The sequence below is a fragment of the Actinomyces glycerinitolerans genome, from assembly GCF_900098745.1.
GTDB lineage: Bacteria > Actinomycetota > Actinomycetes > Actinomycetales > Actinomycetaceae > Actinomyces > Actinomyces glycerinitolerans.
The window spans coordinates 572,846-588,101 of record NZ_FQTT01000001.1 but is presented as its reverse complement, the minus strand read 5'-3'; the positions used below and the strand labels follow the sequence as shown (position 1 = coordinate 588,101).

General features: G+C 67.6%; 25 protein-coding genes. 24 read left to right on the top strand and 1 reads right to left on the bottom strand.

Annotated elements, in window-relative coordinates; translation table 11 throughout:
• Window positions 1-172: 172 nt before the first annotated feature.
• From rpsL to rpsQ, 15 genes are all read left to right on the top strand, one after another.
• Window positions 173-547: a 30S ribosomal protein S12 gene (rpsL, locus tag ACGLYG10_RS02530; RefSeq protein ID WP_073327562.1), complete on the top strand. Its 375-nt coding sequence runs from the start codon at window positions 173-175 to the stop codon at window positions 545-547.
• Entirely contained in the window at window positions 547-1,017 is a 471-nt protein-coding gene (gene rpsG, locus ACGLYG10_RS02525; protein WP_073327560.1) for a 30S ribosomal protein S7, read from the top strand. The genes rpsL and rpsG overlap by 1 nt, the downstream gene beginning before the upstream one ends.
• 75 nt (window positions 1,018-1,092) lie before the next feature.
• Window positions 1,093-3,228, top strand: a complete 2,136-nt coding sequence (gene fusA / locus ACGLYG10_RS02520; RefSeq protein WP_073327558.1) for an elongation factor G — start codon at window positions 1,093-1,095, stop codon at window positions 3,226-3,228.
• A gap of 199 nt (window positions 3,229-3,427) precedes the next feature.
• Window positions 3,428-4,618, top strand: a complete 1,191-nt coding sequence (gene tuf / locus ACGLYG10_RS02515) for an elongation factor Tu (RefSeq protein WP_073327557.1) — start codon at window positions 3,428-3,430, stop codon at window positions 4,616-4,618.
• A 412-nt stretch (window positions 4,619-5,030) separates the two neighbouring features.
• On the top strand, window positions 5,031-5,339 hold the full coding sequence (gene rpsJ / locus ACGLYG10_RS02510) for a 30S ribosomal protein S10 (protein WP_003786051.1): 309 nt from the start codon (window positions 5,031-5,033) through the stop codon (window positions 5,337-5,339).
• A gap of 11 nt (window positions 5,340-5,350) precedes the next feature.
• The gene (rplC, locus tag ACGLYG10_RS02505) at window positions 5,351-6,013 is read left to right on the top strand and encodes a 50S ribosomal protein L3 (protein WP_073327555.1); all 663 of its coding nucleotides are present in this window, start codon (window positions 5,351-5,353) and stop codon (window positions 6,011-6,013) included.
• Window positions 6,014-6,017: 4 nt separating this feature from the next.
• Window positions 6,018-6,665 carry a 50S ribosomal protein L4 gene (rplD, locus tag ACGLYG10_RS02500; RefSeq protein WP_073327554.1) on the top strand — a complete coding sequence of 216 codons (648 nt, stop codon included), beginning with the start codon at window positions 6,018-6,020 and terminating at the stop codon, window positions 6,663-6,665.
• A complete protein-coding gene (gene rplW / locus ACGLYG10_RS02495) occupies window positions 6,662-6,967 on the top strand; it encodes a 50S ribosomal protein L23 (protein WP_073327552.1) in 306 nt (101 codons plus the stop codon). The genes rplD and rplW overlap by 4 nt, the downstream gene beginning before the upstream one ends.
• 21 nt (window positions 6,968-6,988) lie before the next feature.
• Window positions 6,989-7,825, top strand: a complete 837-nt coding sequence (gene rplB / locus ACGLYG10_RS02490) for a 50S ribosomal protein L2 (RefSeq protein WP_073327550.1) — start codon at window positions 6,989-6,991, stop codon at window positions 7,823-7,825.
• Window positions 7,826-7,837: 12 nt separating this feature from the next.
• On the top strand, window positions 7,838-8,116 hold the full coding sequence (rpsS, locus tag ACGLYG10_RS02485) for a 30S ribosomal protein S19 (RefSeq protein ID WP_073327549.1): 279 nt from the start codon (window positions 7,838-7,840) through the stop codon (window positions 8,114-8,116).
• Window positions 8,117-8,148: 32 nt separating this feature from the next.
• Window positions 8,149-8,526 (top strand): 50S ribosomal protein L22, encoded by a 378-nt coding sequence (gene rplV, locus ACGLYG10_RS02480; RefSeq protein ID WP_073327547.1) that lies wholly within the window; start codon window positions 8,149-8,151, stop codon window positions 8,524-8,526.
• On the top strand, window positions 8,526-9,329 hold the full coding sequence (gene rpsC, locus ACGLYG10_RS02475; protein WP_073327546.1) for a 30S ribosomal protein S3: 804 nt from the start codon (window positions 8,526-8,528) through the stop codon (window positions 9,327-9,329). The genes rplV and rpsC overlap by 1 nt, the downstream gene beginning before the upstream one ends.
• Before the next feature lie 3 nt (window positions 9,330-9,332).
• Window positions 9,333-9,752, top strand: coding sequence for a 50S ribosomal protein L16 (gene rplP / locus ACGLYG10_RS02470; RefSeq protein ID WP_073327544.1), 420 nt, complete (start codon window positions 9,333-9,335; stop codon window positions 9,750-9,752).
• Window positions 9,752-10,003: a 50S ribosomal protein L29 gene (gene rpmC / locus ACGLYG10_RS02465; RefSeq protein ID WP_073327542.1), complete on the top strand. Its 252-nt coding sequence runs from the start codon at window positions 9,752-9,754 to the stop codon at window positions 10,001-10,003. The genes rplP and rpmC overlap by 1 nt, the downstream gene beginning before the upstream one ends.
• A gap of 20 nt (window positions 10,004-10,023) precedes the next feature.
• Window positions 10,024-10,311, top strand: coding sequence for a 30S ribosomal protein S17 (gene rpsQ / locus ACGLYG10_RS02460; RefSeq protein WP_234416191.1), 288 nt, complete (start codon window positions 10,024-10,026; stop codon window positions 10,309-10,311).
• Window positions 10,312-10,636: 325 nt separating this feature from the next.
• On the opposite strand, the gene ACGLYG10_RS02455 is transcribed toward rpsQ, so the two are convergent.
• A complete protein-coding gene (locus ACGLYG10_RS02455; RefSeq protein ID WP_139240718.1) occupies window positions 10,637-11,002 on the bottom strand; it encodes an Imm51 family immunity protein in 366 nt (121 codons plus the stop codon).
• A 413-nt stretch (window positions 11,003-11,415) separates the two neighbouring features.
• Between ACGLYG10_RS02455 and rplN the strand changes: the two genes are divergently transcribed.
• From rplN to rpmD, 9 genes are read left to right on the top strand one after another with little or no spacing between them, the layout of a single operon-like run.
• Window positions 11,416-11,787: a 50S ribosomal protein L14 gene (gene rplN, locus ACGLYG10_RS02450; RefSeq protein WP_073327539.1), complete on the top strand. Its 372-nt coding sequence runs from the start codon at window positions 11,416-11,418 to the stop codon at window positions 11,785-11,787.
• Window positions 11,788-11,790: 3 nt separating this feature from the next.
• Window positions 11,791-12,135, top strand: coding sequence for a 50S ribosomal protein L24 (gene rplX, locus ACGLYG10_RS02445; RefSeq protein WP_073327537.1), 345 nt, complete (start codon window positions 11,791-11,793; stop codon window positions 12,133-12,135).
• 2 nt (window positions 12,136-12,137) lie between these two features.
• Window positions 12,138-12,719, top strand: coding sequence for a 50S ribosomal protein L5 (rplE, locus tag ACGLYG10_RS02440; protein WP_073327536.1), 582 nt, complete (start codon window positions 12,138-12,140; stop codon window positions 12,717-12,719).
• 1 nt (window position 12,720) lies between these two features.
• On the top strand, window positions 12,721-12,906 hold the full coding sequence (locus ACGLYG10_RS02435; RefSeq protein ID WP_073327534.1) for a type Z 30S ribosomal protein S14: 186 nt from the start codon (window positions 12,721-12,723) through the stop codon (window positions 12,904-12,906).
• 58 nt (window positions 12,907-12,964) lie between these two features.
• Window positions 12,965-13,363: a 30S ribosomal protein S8 gene (rpsH, locus tag ACGLYG10_RS02430; protein ID WP_073327533.1), complete on the top strand. Its 399-nt coding sequence runs from the start codon at window positions 12,965-12,967 to the stop codon at window positions 13,361-13,363.
• A 21-nt stretch (window positions 13,364-13,384) separates the two neighbouring features.
• Complete coding sequence (gene rplF / locus ACGLYG10_RS02425; protein WP_073327531.1) at window positions 13,385-13,924, top strand: 50S ribosomal protein L6; 540 nt, start codon at window positions 13,385-13,387, stop codon at window positions 13,922-13,924.
• A 2-nt stretch (window positions 13,925-13,926) separates the two neighbouring features.
• Window positions 13,927-14,301 carry a 50S ribosomal protein L18 gene (rplR, locus tag ACGLYG10_RS02420; RefSeq protein WP_073327846.1) on the top strand — a complete coding sequence of 125 codons (375 nt, stop codon included), beginning with the start codon at window positions 13,927-13,929 and terminating at the stop codon, window positions 14,299-14,301.
• A 31-nt stretch (window positions 14,302-14,332) separates the two neighbouring features.
• Entirely contained in the window at window positions 14,333-15,040 is a 708-nt protein-coding gene (gene rpsE, locus ACGLYG10_RS02415; RefSeq protein ID WP_073327530.1) for a 30S ribosomal protein S5, read from the top strand.
• A complete protein-coding gene (gene rpmD, locus ACGLYG10_RS02410; RefSeq protein ID WP_073327528.1) occupies window positions 15,040-15,255 on the top strand; it encodes a 50S ribosomal protein L30 in 216 nt (71 codons plus the stop codon). The genes rpsE and rpmD overlap by 1 nt, the downstream gene beginning before the upstream one ends.
• Window position 15,256 lies beyond the last annotated feature (1 nt).

The following is a 15,256-nucleotide window of genomic DNA, read 5'->3' as shown; positions in this document are numbered from 1 at the left end:
CTGCCGCGGCGGGAACCGACGGGCCCCGTCACGGGGCTCCGGACGCATCGCCGTCGGCCGGGCCGACGCCGAGCGGGCCGGCCCTCACCGTGGCGCAGTGCGCCGTCGCGGGGGAGCGGGTCGGCACGTGGGCAGCGACAGCCCGCAAGCACTTCAAGATGGAGAATCAGTAGTGCCCACGATTCAGCAGCTGGTCCGCAAGGGCCGCTCGACCAAGCGCGCGGCGTCCAAGACGCCGGCGCTCAAGTCCAGTCCGCAGCGCCGTGGCGTATGCACCCGTGTGTACACCACAACCCCGAAGAAGCCGAACTCCGCCCTGCGTAAGGTCGCCCGTGTGCGCCTTTCCACCGGTATCGAGGTTACGGCCTACATCCCCGGTGAGGGGCACAACCTCCAGGAGCACTCGATCGTGCTCGTCCGCGGTGGTCGTGTGAAGGACCTTCCCGGTGTCCGCTACCACATCGTGCGCGGCTCCCTCGACACCCAGGGTGTCAAGGGCCGCCAGCAGGCACGTTCCAAGTACGGCGCCAAGAAGGAGAAGAACTAATGCCTCGTAAGGGTCCCGCACCCCGGCGCCCGCTGGCCGTCGACCCGGTCTACGGCTCGCCCGTCGTCACCCAGCTCGTCAACCGCGTCCTGCTTGACGGCAAGAAGGCGACCGCCGAGCGCATCGTCTACGGCGCCCTCGAGGGCGTGCGTTCCAAGACCGACCAGGATCCGGTCTCGGTGCTCAAGCGCGCCCTGGACAACATTCGCCCGTCCCTGGAGGTCCGCTCCCGCCGCGTCGGTGGTGCGACCTACCAGGTCCCGGTCGAGGTTCGCCCCAACCGCGCCACCACCCTCGCCCTGCGCTGGCTCGTGGACTTCTCCCGCCAGCGGCGCGAGAACACCATGACCGAGCGGCTCATGAACGAGATCCTGGACGCCTCCAACGGTCTCGGCGCCGCCGTCAAGCGGCGCGAGGACATGCACCGAATGGCCGAGTCCAACAAGGCCTTCGCTCACTACCGCTGGTAATCAACCGCACGCCCCCGGGCTCCAGGGCCCGGGCGGCGCCCAACTCCCGCACCACAAGAACGAAGGACATCACTAGTGGCACTAGACGTGCTGACTGACCTCACCAAGGTCCGCAACATCGGCATCATGGCTCACATCGATGCCGGCAAGACGACCGTGACGGAGCGCATCCTGTTCTACACGGGCATCAACTACAAGATCGGCGAGACGCACGACGGCGCCTCGACGATGGACTGGATGGAACAGGAGCAGGAGCGCGGTATCACCATTACCTCCGCGGCCACCACCTGCTTCTGGAAGGACAACCAGATCAACATCATCGACACCCCCGGCCACGTCGACTTCACGGTCGAGGTCGAGCGCTCCCTGCGTGTGCTCGACGGCGCGGTCGCCGTCTTCGACGGCAAGGAGGGCGTCGAGCCCCAGTCCGAGACGGTGTGGCGCCAGGCGGACAAGTACAACGTGCCCCGCATCTGCTACATCAACAAGATGGACAAGCTGGGTGCGAACTTCGACTTCTCCGTACAGACGATTCGCGACCGGCTTCAGGCCACCCCGATTGTCGTCAACTTCCCCATCGGTGCCGAGAACGAGTTCTCCGGCGTCGTCGACGTGCTGGAGATGCGGGCCATCCGCTTCCCCGAGAAGGACGCCGACGGCAAGGACACCCGCGGCAGCGTCGTCGTTTACGAGGACATCCCGGCCGAGCTGGTCTCCCGCGCCGAGGAGCTGCGCAACGAGCTCATCGAGACGGTCGCCGAGGCCGACGACGAGCTGATGGAGAAGTACCTGGAGGGCGAGGAGCTGTCGGTCGCCGAGCTCAAGCGCGGCATCCGCAAGCTCACCATCGCCGGCGAGGCCTTCCCGGTCTTCGCCGGGTCCGCCTTCAAGAACAAGGGCATTCAGCCCGTGCTCGACGGCGTGCTCGACTACCTGCCCTCCCCGCTGGACGTGCCCGACGTTGAGGGGCACGTCCCCGGAGACGAGTCCAAGGTCATCACCCGCAAGGCCGATGAGCACGAGCCCTTCTCCGCGCTGGCCTTCAAGGTCGCCACGCACCCGTTCTACGGCAAGCTCGTGTACGTGCGCGTGTACTCCGGCAAGGTCTCCCAGGGCGACACGATCCTGAACGCCACCAAGGGACGCAAGGAGCGCGTCGGCAAGCTCTTCCAGATGCACTCCAACAAGGAGAACCCGGTGGAGCAGGCCCACGCCGGCCACATCTACGCGTTCATCGGGCTGAAGGACGTCACCACCGGTGACACCCTGTCCGCCCAGGGCGACCCGATCATCCTGGAGTCGATGACCTTCCCGGACCCGGTGATCCACGTGGCCATCGAGCCCAAGACCAAGGGCGACCAGGAGAAGCTCGGCGTCGCCATTCAGAAGCTCTCCGAGGAGGACCCGACCTTCACGGTCGAGCTCGACGAGGAGACCGGCCAGACCGTCATCGGCGGTATGGGCGAGCTGCACCTGGACGTCTTCGTGGACCGCATGCGGCGCGAGTTCAAGGTGGAGGCGAACGTCGGTAACCCGATGGTCGCCTACCGCGAGACCATCCGCAAGAAGGTCGACAAGGTCGAGTACACGCACAAGAAGCAGACCGGTGGCTCCGGCCAGTTCGCGAAGGTGCTCATGTCCTTCGAGCCGCTGACTCACGACGACGCGGACGAGGAGGGCGAGAACAAGCACTACGAGTTCGTCAACGCCGTCACCGGTGGCCGCGTGCCCCGTGAGTTCATCCCCAGCGTCGACGCCGGCGTGCAGGAGGCCATGACCACGGGTGTGCTGGCCGGTTACCCGATGGTGGACGTCAAGGCGACTCTGGTCGACGGCGGCTACCACGAGGTCGACTCCTCCGAGATGGCCTTCAAGATCGCCGGCTCCATGGCCTTCAAGGAGGGCGCCAAGCGCGCCAAGCCGGTTCTGCTGGAGCCGGTCATGGCCGTCGAGGTGCGCACCCCCGAGGAGTACATGGGCGACGTCATCGGCGACCTGAACTCCCGGCGCGGCATGGTCCAGTCGATGGAGGACGCGCAGGGCGTGAAGGTCATCAAGGCCAACGTCCCGCTGTCGGAGATGTTCGGGTACGTGGGCGACCTGCGTTCCAAGACCCAGGGGCGCGCCGTGTACTCCATGGAGTTCGACTCCTACGCCGAGGTTCCCAAGAACGTCGCGGACGAGGTCATCGCCAAGGCCAAGGGCGAGTGACCCAGACCGCACCGGTGCCGGGGCGCGGCGGCGCGAGCCGTCCGCCCCGGCCCCACCCGGCCCCGGAATTGCCTCCGGGGCAACTCATCCAAGTAAGATTTCCAACAATTCATCAGTAGACACTCTCGCAGTCGGTACGGCTACCATGTGCTAGTCGATCCCCGACGAAGAGAACTACCCGAGTCCCAGGAGGACACCAGTGGCCAAGGCCAAGTTCGAGCGGACCAAGCCGCACGTCAACATCGGAACGATCGGTCACGTCGACCACGGCAAGACGACGCTGACCGCAGCGATCTCCAAGGTCCTGCACGACGAGTACCCGGACCTGAACCCCTTCACTCCCTTCGACGAGATCGACAAGGCTCCCGAGGAGCGCCAGCGCGGTATCACCATCAACATCGCGCACGTCGAGTACGAGACCGCCAAGCGTCACTACGCTCACGTCGACGCCCCCGGTCACGCCGACTACATCAAGAACATGATCACCGGTGCCGCGCAGATGGACGGCGCCATCCTGGTGGTCGCCGCCACCGACGGCCCCATGGCCCAGACCCGCGAGCACGTTCTGCTCGCCCGTCAGGTCGGCGTCCCCGCCCTGCTGGTCGCCCTGAACAAGGCCGACATGGTCGACGACGAGGAGCTCCTCGAGCTGGTCGAGATGGAGGTCCGCGAGCTGCTGTCCTCCCAGGACTACGACGGCGACAACGCCCCCGTGATCCGCGTGTCCGCGCTCAAGGCCCTCGAGGGCGACCCCGAGTGGACCGCCAAGATCAAGGAGCTCATGGACGCGGTCGACGAGTACATCCCGACCCCCGAGCGTGACATGGACAAGCCGTTCCTCATGCCCATCGAGGACGTCTTCACCATCACCGGTCGCGGCACCGTCGTCACCGGTCGCGTCGAGCGCGGCAAGCTGCCGATCAACTCCGAGGTCGAGATCCTCGGTATCCGCGAGGCGCAGAAGACCACCGTCACCGGCATCGAGATGTTCCACAAGTCCATGGACGAGGCGTGGGCCGGTGAGAACTGCGGTCTGCTGCTGCGCGGCACCCGTCGTGAGGACGTCGAGCGCGGTCAGGTCGTCTGCAAGCCCGGCTCCATCACCCCGCACACCCAGTTCGAGGGCCACGTCTACATCCTGACCAAGGATGAGGGCGGCCGCCACAACCCCTTCTACTCGAACTACCGTCCGCAGTTCTACTTCCGCACCACGGACGTCACCGGCGTCATCACGCTGCCCGAGGGCACCGAGATGGTCATGCCCGGCGACACCACCGAGATGTCCGTCGAGCTGATCCAGCCCATCGCCATGGAGGAGGGCCTCGGCTTCGCCATCCGTGAGGGTGGCCGCACCGTCGGCTCCGGCCGCGTCACCAAGATCATCAAGTGACGAGCCACGGCGCTCCATGCGCTGACGCAGCTGCGGGCACTGGCTCGCGGTGAGGCTTCGCGGGAGGCCCGCCACCCACACCGGGTGGCGGGCCTCCCGTCGTTGCGGGTGAGCGCCGCGGACTGCGACACGCCCGAGCGCGTGGACCCGTGCGCGGTCTCACAGGCCCTGCGGGCCCGCTCGGCTTTCGCATGCGGGCGCGGCGCTGATAACGTAGGCCAGCCGGCGGGCCAACGCCCGCTCCGGCCGCACCGGGGCCCACCCCGGAATCCAGTCTGACGGACCCGATCGCCATCGGGATTCCGTGTGTCCAGACCGGCTCACCAGCCCTTGACCGGGCCGAGGTGCGCGTCGCACTGCGACACGCCCGAGCGCGTGGACCGGTCACCGAAAGCAAGAGAGGTTAGGCGCCATGGCGGGACAGAAGATCCGCATCCGGCTCAAGTCCTACGACCACGAGGTCATCGACTCCTCGGCGCGCAAGATCGTCGACGTCGTGACCCGCGCGGGCGCGACGGTCGTGGGCCCAGTGCCGCTGCCGACCGAGAAGAACGTGTTCTGCGTCATCCGGTCGCCCCACAAGTACAAGGACAGCCGCGAGCACTTCGAGATGCGTACGCACAAGCGGCTGATCGACATCGTCGACCCGACGCCGAAGGCCGTCGACTCGCTCATGCGTCTCGACCTGCCGGCCGACGTCAACATTGAGATCAAGCTCTGAGGACTGAAGCCATGACTACCAACCAGCGGTCCGCCGCGCCCATCAAGGCGCTGCTCGGCACCAAGCTCGGCATGACTCAGGTCTGGGACGAGAACGGCGCCCTGCGTCCGGTCACGGTCGTGCGCGTGGACCCCAACGTCGTCACCCAGATCCGCACCGTCGAGAACGACGGCTACGAGGCCGTCCAGCTCGCCTTCGGCGAGATCGATGAGCGCAAGGTAACCAAGCCGCTCGCCGGCCACTTCGCCAAGGCCGGCGTCACCCCCCGCCGCCACGTCGCCGAGGTGCGCACCTCGCTCGCCGGCGAGTTCGCGCCCGGCCAGGAGCTCGCGGCCGACACCTTCGAAGTCGGCCAGCTGGTCGACGTCACCGGCACCTCGAAGGGTAAGGGCTTCGCCGGCACCATGAAGCGCCACGGCTTCTCCGGCGTCGGCGCTTCCCACGGTGCCCACCGCAACCACCGCAAGCCCGGCTCCGTCGGCGCCTGCGCCACCCCGGGCCGCATCTTCAAGGGCCTGCGCATGGCCGGCCGCATGGGCCACGCGACCACGACCGTCCAGAACCTCAAGGTCCGCGGCGTCGACACCGAAAAGGGCGTGCTGCTCATGGGCGGCGCCATCCCCGGCCCCAAGGGCTCCGTGGTCGTCATCCGCACCGCCGTGAAGGGAGCCTGACACCATGGCAGACACCATCACCGTCGACGTCGTCGACTCCACCGGAGCCAAGACCGGCACCGTGGAGCTGCCCGGCGAGATCTTCGACGTCGAGCTCAACATCCCGCTGATGCACCAGGTCGTCGTGGCCCAGCTGGCCGCGGCCCGCCAGGGCACCCACGCCACCAAGACCCGCGGCATGGTCCGCGGCGGTGGCCGCAAGCCCTACCGACAGAAGGGCACCGGCCGCGCCCGCCAGGGCTCCATCCGCGCCCCCCAGTTCACCGGCGGCGGCACCGTGCACGGCCCGCAGCCGCGCGACTACTCCCAGCGCACCCCGAAGAAGATGAAGGCCGCCGCCCTGCGCTCGGCCCTGTCCGACCGGGCCCGTAACGGCCGCATCCACGTCATCACCGAGTTCGTCACTTCCGAGAAGCCGTCCACCAAGTCGGCCCTCGCCGCCCTGCGCAACCTCACGGACCGCCCCAAGTCCCTGGTGGTCGCCACCGGCACCGACGAACTCACCCGACTCAGCCTGCGCAACGCCCCCGAGGCGCACGTGCTCAAGGCCGACCAGCTGAACACCTACGACGTCCTCAACTCCGACGACGTCGTCTTCACCGCCGCCGCCCTGGACGACTTCCTCGGCAAGGGTGAGGAGGAGTCCAAGTGAGCTTCGTAAAGAGCAAGAACCCCCGCGACGTGATTATTGCGCCGGTCGTCTCCGAGAAGTCGTACACCTGCATGGATCGCGGGCAGTACACCTTCGTCGTGGCCCCCGACGCCAACAAGACCGAGATCAAGATCGCCATCGAGTCCATCTTCGATGTCAAGGTCGCCTCGGTGAACACGCTCAACCGCCGCGGCAAGACCCGCCGCACCCGCACGGGCATCGGCAAGTCGAAGGACACCAAGCGCGCGATCGTGACTCTGCGCGAGGGCACCATCGACATCTTCGGCGACGTGACGGACTGACACGGAAGGTAGAAGATCGAGATGGCAATCCGTAAGTACAAGCCGACGACCCCCGGTCGCCGCGGCTCGTCGGTCGCCGACTTCAGCGAGCTGACCCGCAACCGCCCCGAGAAGTCGCTGGTCCGGCCGCTGAGCAAGACCGGCGGCCGCAACTCCTCCGGGCGCATCACCACCCGTCACAAGGGTGGCGGTCACAAGCGCGCCTACCGGCTGATCGACTTCCGCCGGCACGACAAGGACGGCGTGCCCGCCAAGGTCGCGCACATCGAGTACGACCCGAACCGCACCGCCCGCATCGCCCTGCTGCACTACGCCGACGGCGAGAAGCGCTACATCCTGGCCCCCAACGGCCTGCGCCAGGGCGACCGGATCGAGGCCGGCCCCGAGGCCGACATCAAGCCGGGCAACTGCCTGCCGCTGCGCAACATCCCCACCGGTACCGTGGTGCACGCCGTCGAGCTGCGCCCCGGCGGTGGCGCCAAGATCGCCCGCAGCGCCGGCACCTCGGTGCAGCTGGTCGCCAAGGAGGGCAAGTACGCGCAGCTGCGCATGCCCTCCGGCGAGATCCGCAACGTCGAGGCCGCCTGCCGGGCGACCATCGGCGAGGTCGGCAACGCCGAGCAGTCCAACATCAACTGGGGCAAGGCCGGCCGCATGCGCTGGAAGGGCGTCCGCCCGACCGTGCGCGGTGTGGTCATGAACCCGGTGGACCACCCCCACGGTGGTGGTGAGGGCCGCACCTCCGGTGGCCGCCACCCCGTCTCGCCCTGGGGCAAGCCTGAGGGCCGTACCCGTCGTCCCAACAAGTCCAGTGACCGGCTCATCGTGCGCCGTCGCCGGACCGGCAAGAAGCGCTGATAGGAGCCAGTCATGTCGCGAAGCCTTAAGAAGGGCCCCTTCGTCGACGACCACCTGCAGAAGAAGGTGGACGCCCAGAACGAGCAGGGCACCAAGAACGTCATCAAGACCTGGTCCCGGCGTTCGATGATCACGCCGGACTTCATCGGGCACACCTTCGCCGTCCACGACGGCCGCAAGCACGTCCCGGTGTTCGTTACCGAGTCCATGGTGGGCCACAAGCTCGGTGAGTTCGCTCCCACCCGTACCTTCCGTGGGCACGTCAAGGACGACCGCAAGGCGCGTCGCTGACGGGCGCCGGAGAGTTTGAGAGGCTAAGAATCATGGAAGCCAAGGCGCAGGCCAAGTACGTGCGCTGCACGCCGATGAAGGCACGCCGGATCGTGGACCAGGTCCGCGGCAAGCGCGCCGTCGACGCCGTGGGCGTGCTGCGTTTCGCACCGCAGTCCGCTGCAGTGCCCGTCCGCAAGGTCATCGAGTCCGCTATCGCCAACGCCCGGTACAAGGCCGAGCGCGACGGCGAGCGCTTCGACGAGAACGACCTGTTCATCACCGAGGTGTACGCCGACGAGGGCCCGACCCTCAAGCGGTTCCGCCCGCGCGCCCAGGGACGCGCGGCCCGGATCCTCAAGCGCACCAGTCACATCACCGTTGTCGTCGGCGACCGCGCCGACACCGCCAAGCAGGAAGGAGCCCGGTAATGGGGCAGAAGGTCAACCCGACCGGTTTCCGCCTGGGCATCACCACGGACCACCGCTCCCGCTGGTTCGCCGACTCCACCAAGCCCGGTCAGCGCTACCGCGACTTCGTGGACGAGGACGTCAAGATCCGGCGCCTCATGGAGAACGGCATGGAGCGCGCCGGTATCTCCAAGGTCGACATTGAGCGCACCCGCGACCGGGTCCGCGTCGACCTGCACACCGCCCGCCCCGGCATCGTCATCGGGCGTCGCGGCGTGGAGGCCGAGCGCCTGCGCGGCCAGCTGGAGAAGCTGACCGGCAAGCAGGTTCAGCTCAACATCCTCGAGGTCCGCAACCCCGACCTGGACGCGCAGCTGGTCGCCCAGGGCATCGCCGAGCAGCTCGCCAGCCGCGTCTCCTTCCGCCGCGCCATGCGCCGCGGACTGCAGTCGGCCATGCGCGCCGGCGCCAAGGGTGTGCGCGTGCAGTGTTCCGGCCGCCTCGGCGGCGCGGAGATGAGCCGCAGCGAGTTCTACCGCGAGGGGCGCGTGCCGCTGCACACCCTGCGGGCCAACATCGATTACGGCTTCTACGAGGCCAAGACCACCTTCGGCCGCATCGGCGTGAAGGTGTGGATCTACAAGGGCGACATGACCGAGCGCGAGTTCGCCCGCCAGCAGGCCGAGTCCGCCCCGCGCGGCCGCGGCCGTGGTGAGCGCCGCGGCGGCCGCCGCGGTGAGCGCGCCCCGCGCCAGAACGAGCAGCAGGCCGAGCAGGCGCCGGCCACCGAGAACGCTGCCCCCGATCAGGGAACGGAGGCCTGAGCCGTGCTCATCCCCCGCCGGACCAAGTACCGCAAGCAGCACCGCCCGCACCGTTCGGGCATGTCCAAGGGCGGCAACCAGATCGCCTTCGGCGACTACGGCATCCAGGCCCTCGAGCCCGCCTACGTCACCAACCGGCAGATCGAGGCGGCCCGTATCGCCATGACCCGCCATATCAAGCGCGGCGGCAAGGTGTGGATCAACATCTTCCCGGACCGCCCGCTGACCAAGAAGCCCGCCGAGACCCGTATGGGTTCCGGTAAGGGCGCCCCTGAGTGGTGGATCGCCAACGTCAAGCCCGGACGCATCATGTTCGAGCTCGGCGGCGTCGACGTCGACCTGGCCCGCGAGGCCATGCGTCGTGCTCAGGCGAAGCTGCCGATGAAGACCCGTTTCGTGACCCGTGAGGGTGGTGACATCTGATGGCTATCGGTTCCAAGGGGCTCACCCCCGCAGACCTCGACGCCATGGACGACGAGCGCCTCGCCGAGGAGCTGTCCAAGGCCAAGACGGAGCTGTTCAACCTCCGGTTCGCGTCCGCGACCGGGCAGCTGGAGGACCACGGCCGCATGAAGGCCGTGCGTCGCGACATCGCCCGCATCTACACCATTGTGCGCGAGCGCGAGCTCGGCATCCGCACCGCTCCGAGCACTCAGGAGGAGGACGCCAAGTGAGCGAACAGACCACTGACAACGTGACCGCCGGCGAGCAGGCCGGCACCGACGCCCCCCAGCGCAACCACCGCAAGGTGCGCCGTGGCTACGTCGTGTCCGACAAGATGCAGAAGACCATCGTCGTCGAGGTGGAGGAGCGTTACAAGCACTCCCTGTACGGCAAGGTTCTGCGCCGCTCGAAGAAGTTCAAGGTCCACGACGAGCACAACGACGCCCACCCCGGCGACCTCGTGCTGATCATGGAGACCCGGCCGCTGAGCGCCACCAAGCGTTGGCGACTGGTGGAGATCCTCGAGAAGGCCAAGTGATTCGTCGCTGGGACCGGTAGGCCATCGGGTCGCGGTCCCGCACCGGCTTCACCACACAACGACGACGCCGCAGCCTCCGGGGCAGCCCGGGCTGCGGCGTCGTCGTATTAGGCGGAGAGCTATCGGGGTTCTTCGTGTTTGACCTCGTGACGGGGTATCCGGGTGATGGTTTGTGTGCGCATCCCGGTGGGCGCGGTGCGTGGCGTGACGGGCAGGCGCAGGAGGGGTGCGCCTACTTGGACCGCGTTCCCCCCGTTGGACCGCCTGAGACAGCGTCTAGAGCGGTCCAAGTGAGGCTGAGCGGTCCAAGTAGAGGCAGTGGGAATCAGTCGTCGAAGTCGAAACCGTCCGCATCTGCCGCGGTGACAAGGGCGGTCAGCGCATTTGGATCCGTCAAGTACGGAACGAGCGTTCGTGCCAGCCGTTCCATCAGGGGACGGCTGCCGTAGGCGATGAATGTGTCGCCCTCGGGGTCGGCCTCGACTTCGGGGAGCTCGCCGAGATCGACCAGGCGCTGAACCACACCGGCCCAGAAATACCCGTTGGGCTCGTGACCGAGTTCGGCAACGCTTTCGGCCGTGCGCGGCTCTCCGACGTCGAAGTGGCACGACCACTGGTCGAACTCGGGCGCCTCGTGGAGGTGGACGTAGTCGGGGAACTCCACAGAAGCGGGTTCAGCGGAAGCGCTCATACGCCGCACAGCCTTTCCGGATGATCGAGAACGGTTGTCGCGATGTACGAGGCGTCGCCGCGGCAGGACGACTTATGGAGCTCCACCATCCAAAATGCCCGGACTGGCGACCGGCCGCACGTGCCCTGGGCCGCCGCGACGGTCGCCGGCTCGCGGTGGTGAGCAAAGGCACAGGCCCGGATTTCCGGCCGGACTACCGGCGATTCCCTGCGTTGCACTAGGGTTGGGGAGTTGCGCGCGCCCTCGGTGCGCCCGGCAGAGACCTCGCGCTCCTACGCCTGTGTCTGTCGGGGCCTGCGTACCGGGACTCGTCCGCCGTCGGCGGGCAGCGTGCACCACCAGAAGGAACGTTCGGCCAGGCTCGCGCCGCCATGCGTGGCGGGAGAACCGGCTCGACGACAGGAGAACATTCAATGATCCAGCAGGAGTCGCGACTAAAGGTCGCCGACAACACCGGTGCCAAGGAGATCCTGTGCATCCGTGTGCTCGGCGGCTCGGGTCGGCGCTATGCGGGCATCGGCGACCAGATCGTCGCTACCGTGAAGGACGCCATCCCCGGCGGCAACGTCAAGAAGGGCGAGGTCGTCAGGGCGGTCGTCGTGCGCGCCACCAAGGAACGTCGCCGCCCGGACGGCTCGTACATTCGTTTCGACGAGAACGCCGCCGTCATCATCAGGGACAAGGATGGCGAGCCCCGCGGCACGCGCATCTTCGGCCCCGTCGGCCGTGAGCTTCGCGAGAAGAAGTTCATGCGCATCGTTTCGCTCGCACCGGAGGTGATCTGACCCATGGCACGCATTAAGAAGGGCGACCAGGTCATCGTCATCGCCGGCAAGGACAAGGGCAAGACCGGCCGCGTGCTTCGGGTCATCCCGAAGGAGGACCGCGTCGTCGTCGAGGGCGTGCAGCGCGTAACCAAGCACACGCGCCCGCGGCAGACCGCCCAGGGAGCCCGTGCCGGCGGCATCGAGACCGTCGAGGCCCCTATCCACATCTCAAACGTCATGCCGATCGACCCCAAGACGGGCCAGCGCACTCGCGTCGGCTTCCGGGTCGAGGAGGGCGTGCGCCCCAACGGCCGTAAGCGCACCGTTCGCGTGCGCTACGCCAAGAAGTCCGGGGAGGATCTGTGACCATGGCTGAGAACACGGCTGAGACCACGGCGACCGCCGTCGCCCCCCGGCTGAAGGCCAAGTACGACGACCAGGTGCGTCCCGCCCTGATGGAGGAGTTCAAGCACTCCAACGTCATGCAGGTCGGGCGCGTCGCCAAGGTCGTCGTCAACATGGGTGTGGGCGAGGCCGCCCACGACTCGAAGCTGATCGAGGGCGCCGTCCGCGACCTCGCAGCCATCACCGGCCAGAAACCGCAGGTGACTCGGGCACGCAAGTCGATTGCCCAGTTCAAGCTGCGCGCCGGACAGCCCATCGGCGCCCACGTCACGCTGCGTGGCGACCGCATGTGGGAGTTCCTCGACCGGCTGATCTCCATCTCGCTGCCCCGCATCCGCGACTTCCGCGGCCTGAGCCCGAAGCAGTTCGACGGCAACGGCAACTACACCTTCGGACTGACCGAGCAGGCGGTGTTCCACGAGATCGACCCCGACGCCATCGACCGCGTGCGCGGCATGGACATCACCGTGGTGACCACGGCCAAGACCGACGAGGAGGCCCGCTCGCTGCTCAAGCAGCTCGGCTTCCCCTTCAAGGAGAAGTGACATGGCTAAGACCTCTTTGAAAGTCAAGGCGAACCGCAAGCCGAAGTTCGGCGTCCGTGCCTACACGCGCTGCCAGCGCTGCGGCCGGCCCCGCTCGGTGTACCGCAAGTTCGGCCTGTGCCGCATCTGCCTGCGCGAGATGGCCCTCAACGGCCAGCTCCCCGGCGTGAGCAAGTCCAGCTGGTAAGAACTTACGTCGCAGGTCCGAGAAGGAAACCGCGACGAGGAAGGGCGCAGGCCCACTCATGACAATGACAGACCCAATCGCAGACATGCTGACTCGTCTGCGCAATGCCAACAACGCATACCACGAGACCGTCTCCATGCCCTCCAGCAAGCTGAAGGTGAATATCGCCAAGATGCTGAAGAACGAGGGCTACATCGACGGCTACGAGGTGACCGACGCCCAGGTCGGCAAGACGCTCACGCTGACCCTGAAGTACGGTGCCAACCGGCAGCGTGCCATCCAGGGGCTCAAGCGCGTGTCGAAGCCCGGTCTGCGCGTGTACGCAAAGTCCACGAACCTGCCCAAGGTCCTCGGCGGCCTGGGGGTGGCCATTCTGTCCACCTCCTCCGGCCTGCTCACCGACCGGCAGGCGGAGGCCCGGGGCGTAGGCGGCGAAGTGCTCGCCTACGTCTGGTGAGAGAAGGAGCGGAGAAGAACCATGTCTCGTATTGGACGCCTTCCCGTTCCGGTTCCCGCCGGAGTGGACGTAACCATTGAAGGAAATGACGTGACGGTCAAGGGCCCCAAGGGCACCCTGACCCGCACCATCGCCGAGCCGCTGACGGTCGCCCGCCAGGAGGACGGCTCCATCCTGGTGTCCCGGCCCGACGACGAGCGCCGCTCGCGCTCGCTGCACGGCCTGTCACGCACGCTGATCAACAACATGGTCATCGGCGTGACCGAGGGCTACTCCAAGGAGCTGGAGATCGTCGGCACCGGTTACCGTGCGGCCCAGAAGGGCACCGGCATCGAGCTGTCACTCGGCTTCTCCCACACCGTCGTCGTCGACGCCCCCGAGGGCATCGAGTTGAAGGTGGATGGTCCCGCCAAGGTGATCGTCTCGGGTATCTCCAAGGAGCAGGTCGGCGAGGTCGCCGCGAACATTCGCAAGATCCGCCCGCCGGAGCCCTACAAGGGCAAGGGTGTGCGCTACGCCGGCGAGAACGTGCGCCGCAAGGTCGGAAAGGCTGGTAAGTGACCATGGCTTACGCGATCAAGAGGGACAAGACCAAGGCTGTCGCCCGCAAGATCCGCCACCAGCGCGTGCGCAAGCACGTGTCCGGCACCGCCGAGCGCCCCCGGCTGGTGGTCAGCCGTTCCAACCGCCACATGGTGGCGCAGGTTATCGACGACACCATCGGCCACACGCTCTGCGCCGCCTCCACCCACGAGGCGGCGGCCCGGGGCGTCGAGGGCCACAAGGTCGGCGCGGCTCACCGCGTGGGCGAGCTGATTGCCGAGCGCGCCAAGGCGCTGGGCATTGAGAAGGTCGTGTTCGACCGTGGCGGCTACAAGTACCACGGTCGCGTCGCGGCCGTCGCCGAGGGCGCCCGCGAGGGCGGCCTGGAGTTCTGAGCCAGACGACGAGAAAGCTAAGGAGTTTCTGATGGCTGCACCGCAGCGAGACAGGTCCGCGTCGTCCGACGGCTCGGCCCGGCGTGAGAGCGACCGCGGCGAGGGCCGCGGCCGCCGTGACCGCAACAATGACCGCCGCGACCGGGGCACCGGCCGGGGCAACGACGACAAGTACATCGAGCGCGTCGTCACCATCAACCGCGTGTCCAAGGTCGTCAAGGGCGGCCGCCGCTTCACCTTCACGGCGCTGGTCGTCGTCGGTGACGGTGAGGGCACGGTGGGCGTCGGCTACGGCAAGGCGAAGGAAGTTCCCGCCGCCATTGCCAAGGCCGTCGAGGCGGCGAAGAAGGAGTTCTTCCACGTCCCGATGATCCGCCGCACCATCCCGCACGTGGTCCAGGGGGAGGACGCCGCCGGCATCGTGCTGCTGCGGCCCGCCTCGCCCGGTACCGGTGTTATCGCCGGCGGCCCGGTGCGCGCCGTCCTGGAGTGCGCCGGCGTCCACGACATCCTGTCGAAGTCGCTCGGCTCCTCGAACGCGATCAACATCGTCCACGCGACGGTGGCCGCGCTCAAGCAGCTCGAGCAGCCGGAGTCGGTCGCGGTTCGCCGTGGCCTGCCCCTGGAGGAGGTTGCGCCGCAGTCCATGCTGCGCGCCCGCGCCGAGGGTGAGGCCGCCAAGCGCGCCGAGGCCGAGAAGAAGGAGGCCGAAAAGGCCGCTGAAGGAGTGGGTGTGTGATGGCTGACGCCGCAACCGCTAAGACACAGCAGGACGCCCGGCAGATCAAGGTGACCCAGGTCCGCTCCGGCATCGGGGGTACCCGCCGCCAGCGCGAGACCCTGAAGGCCCTCGGCCTGCACCGGATCCGCCAGTCCGTGGTCCGCGAGGACAACCCGTCCGTGCGCGGCATGATCGCCAGGGTGGCGCACCTCGTCACCGTTGAGGAGGCCTGAG